The 1,306-nt window shown below is 78.6% G+C and carries 1 pseudogene; it reads left to right on the plus strand.

The features are described from left to right. Positions 1-1,055, plus strand: a pseudogene (locus D7V80_RS42085) (hypothetical protein); the annotation flags it as partial. Positions 1,056-1,306: the final 251 nt, after the last annotated feature.

Below are 1,306 nucleotides of genomic sequence, written 5' to 3' on the forward strand. Positions count from 1 at the left end.
GGCTCAGGGGCTGCATGGTCGGCACTGCCGAAGGACCGCGAGCCACGGGCGGCGGCGTCGGCATGGACGCGATGCTCGGCACGGACGGCGGCATGGCGGGAGGCATCGCGGGTGAAGCGCTCGCGGTGGGCGGAACGACCGGCGCGATGCGAGGCGCCGATGCGGGAGCCCCGGGAGGCGCCACCGCGCCCACGGCTGGCGTCGTGGTGGTCGGCCGGGCAGCGGCGGGAGCCTGGGGCGGCGTTACCGCGCCGACGGCTGGCGTCGAGGCGGTGGGCCGGGCAGCCTGGGGCGGCGTTACCGCGCCCACGGTCGGCGTCGTGGCGGTGGGCCGGGCAGTGGCGGGAGCCTGGGGCGGAGTCACCGCGCCGACGGCTGGCGTCGTGACGGTGGGACGCGCAGTGGCGGGAGCCTGGAGCGGAGTCGCCGCGCCTACGGCCGGCGTCGTGGCGGTGGGACGCGCAGGGGGCGGCGCTGCCGGAGCCTGGGGCGGAGTCACTGCGCCCACGGCTGGCATCGCGGTCACGGTAGGGCGAGCACCGGCGGGAGTTGCCGCAGCTTGGGGCGGAGTCACCGCGCCCACGGCTGGAATCGCGGTCACGGTCGCGCGAGGCGTGGCGGGCCCCGTCGGCGCCTGGGGCGGAGTCACAGCGCCCACGGCTGGAATCGCGGTCACGGTCGCGCGAGGCGTGGCGGGCCCCGTCGGCGTCTGGGGCGGAGTCACCGCTCCCACGGCAGGGGTCGCGGTGGTCGGCCGGCCGGTGGCGGGAGCCTGGGGCGGGGTCACCGCGCCGACAGCGGGCATCGCGGTCACAGTGGGCCGTGTCTGCGCGGTCGTCACCGGCGGCGCGGACGCGACGCCGACGGACGGAACCCCCGACACCGTGGGCCGCGTCGCGGCAGGGACACCCGCAGGGGCGATGCCCGGCGGAGGCCCACGGGGAGCGGCCCCCATGGGCGCGAGGCCCGCGGGAGTGGGACGCGGAGGCGCCCCCGTCGTGGGTGCTCCTCCTGCGGCGGGAACGGACGGCACACCGCTGGACGACGCGGGCTGAGCCGTCGCCGGAGCCACGGGCGGAACGCCTCCCGCAGTGGGCGCCACCGAAGGAACCTGACCTGACGCAGGCCGAGCCGCCGCCGGAGCCACGGGCGGAACGCCGCCTGCCGTAGGCGCCACCGAAGGAACCTGACCTGACGCAGGCCGAGCCGCGGGTGCCACCGAAGGAACCTGTCCCGACGCGGGCTTCGCCGGAGGCACCGCGGGCACCTGACCCGACGCGGGCCGGGCCGCCGCTGGGGCCTGTGG

The sequence above is a fragment of the Corallococcus sp. CA054B genome, assembly GCF_003611625.1.
Taxonomy (GTDB): domain Bacteria; phylum Myxococcota; class Myxococcia; order Myxococcales; family Myxococcaceae; genus Corallococcus; species Corallococcus coralloides.